General features: G+C 57.1%; 2 protein-coding genes and 2 pseudogenes. 1 reads left to right on the forward strand and 3 read right to left on the reverse strand.

Translation table 11 applies throughout. The features are described 5' to 3' along the window. The 3 genes and pseudogenes from M3I54_RS44000 to M3I54_RS44010 form a co-directional block, all read right to left on the reverse strand. Positions 1 to 198: transposase (locus M3I54_RS44000; protein WP_254341894.1), on the reverse strand; the 198-nt coding region annotated here is incomplete at its 3' end. A gap of 36 nt (positions 199 to 234) precedes the next feature. Continuing rightward, a pseudogene (locus M3I54_RS44005) lies at positions 235 to 369 on the reverse strand (porin); the annotation flags it as partial. 138 nt (positions 370 to 507) lie between these two features. Then, positions 508 to 1,338, reverse strand: a complete 831-nt coding sequence (locus M3I54_RS44010) for an ABC transporter substrate-binding protein (protein WP_254346664.1) — start codon at positions 1,336 to 1,338, stop codon at positions 508 to 510. 701 nt (positions 1,339 to 2,039) lie between these two features. Here M3I54_RS44010 and M3I54_RS44015 point away from each other — a divergent pair. After that, positions 2,040 to 2,233, forward strand: a pseudogene (locus M3I54_RS44015) (IS256 family transposase); the annotation flags it as partial.

A 2,233-nucleotide genomic window follows, 5' to 3' on the forward strand; every position in this document is an offset into this window, starting at 1 on the left:
CGGGCGCAAACCCCGATCCCGCTCTTCCTTGCGCACCCAGCTACGCAGCGTCTCGCCCGAGCAGCCCAGCTTCGCTGCGATCGAGGCGATCACTTTCCATTGCGATTCGTGGTCGCCCTGATGTTCCAGTACCATTCGCACAGCCCGCTCACGAACTTCCGGCGAGTACCTTGGGGACTTCTTCTTGGTGTTTTCCATAGCTCCATTTTCTCAAGAAGTGGAGCCTCCGGAAATCCCGGGGCGGTTCACCTTGACATTATTTGTATAGTTAAAACCCTCGTCGATGACTCCGTACAGCGTCACCGAGTTTTGTGCGAATGCGGGAAGCGCGGCGCTCGCGAGCACGGCGCCGATTAGAGTTTTTTTCATCAGTTTTCCGAACCGTTGTGGCCTTGACTGGCTTTTTTTAATCGATTTCTTCGCTTGCAACTTCAAAACGCCGGGATTCTTCAGGCTGATGCAAAAATTGGCGCCGCCAGACCATACGGACCAGCGGCGCCAATGCTCTCACTTGGAGACAAGCATTGCCTGGACGGAGGTCTTGATGAGGCGGTTGACTGCGCCCGATTTGACCTGGGAGTGCAGAAAGTCGTTGAGAACAGCGATGTCCGCCTTTGGCGTTTCCTTGCGCAGGCCGAACGAGACCTCCTGTTGAGCGAGCGGCGGGTTGGGCTGAATCGCGACAGCCCATTCAGGATGTTCCTCAGTCAGGAGCATGTTGGTGATGTTCGCATCCGCCAGAAGGTCGGCACGCTTCGACATCAACGCCAGACGCGTCTCGTCATTTCCAGGCAGCCTCATGATTTGAGCCTGCTTGATGGCGGCTGAAATGGCCTTGTCCTGCGAGGTTCCGGACATGACTGCGATAGTCACGCCGGGCTTGTCAATGTCAGTGAGGTTATGAGCCCCCTTGGGAATCTTGGGGTTGTTCTTGTTGTACACGAGCGAGACGTTGTAGTCGGTCGCGGGTGCCGAAAAGGAAATGGCCTTTTCACGCTCGGGCGTATCGTTGAGCGCCATCGACAAATCCCACTTGTCCGATTGCAGGCCCGCGACGATGTTGTCCCAGGTGGTATCGACGAACTCGACCTTCACCTTGAGGACATTCTGGCCGAAGTCGCGACACAAGTCCGAGAAGAAGCCGCTATATGCCCCGGTCTTCGGGTCGCGCATCACATAGGGAGGGGCAACTGCTGCGCCGCACCGCAGCACACCAGCCTTTTTTACGCTTTGCCATGTGCCGTTGTCCTGAGCATGCGACGGCGCGCTGGCGATTACGCAGCCAACCGCTGCAAGACTGACAACAATATGACGGGTAATGCGAAACAGCCGAGCCATGATGACTTCTCCAGTAAGGGTAATCCCGTAGACAAAAACACTCGCCACACAATCCTGTGCGCCGCATTGTGTGCAAATATGTATGCATAATAGGAAGCCAAAATTCCTGCTGTCAACCAGGCGATTGTCCTGGTCGGCATCAGTACAACGGTGGCATCCGACGGTGTTCTTGGCTAAACCGGGCAGAAAGTGATGGAAATGTTGACGGCCCCGAGCGCCGGCAGCGCTGGGCGGCGAAGAAGAAGCTCGCTATGGCGCGTGCGAGCCGCGAACAAGGGTAAGTCGGACATGCGCATTGACCAGTTTGCCGTGGCGGCTCAGGCTGCGAGTTCGGGATTAGCGCGTCGCGCTACTGCCGGCGTTTTTGTTTCGGCACGAGTTGCGACGCGGCGAGCCGGTTGAGGCAAGCGATGCACCGCTCATTAGGACCGAGAGCTATTACCTGGCCTATTCAAATAGTCGTGCAGAATGGTCCACCGCTGGAACTTCTCCGGCGGTGCTGTTCGGGGAGTCGGAAGCCCTGCGCTCTCCGCCGTGACTGGCGAAGTTCGATTTCCCTGCATGAGCGGCGCCGGAGTCTTCTCCAGAAATCGATATGAAGCTGCGCTATTGTGAGGTGAGTAGACCCGGGGAGTTGCACCTCGAGTGGGTCTGTCATAGATTTTGTGTTCAAGGCATAACATGTAGCTCAAGGAGCATGTATGCCACGCAAACCCAAGACAACTACCGAAGCGCAGACAGCGTTACCGTCCATTCCGAAGGAGCTGATCGACCAGTTCGTGAAGGGACCCATGACCGCCGAAGCGGTGCACGCCGCTTCAGCCGCGTTCAAGAAGGCGCTGATCGAGCGGGCGCTGGGTGCCGAACTTGGACACCATCTGGGTTATCCGGCGGG

Source organism: Paraburkholderia sp. CNPSo 3274 (assembly GCF_024206475.1).
Lineage (GTDB): Bacteria > Pseudomonadota > Gammaproteobacteria > Burkholderiales > Burkholderiaceae > Paraburkholderia.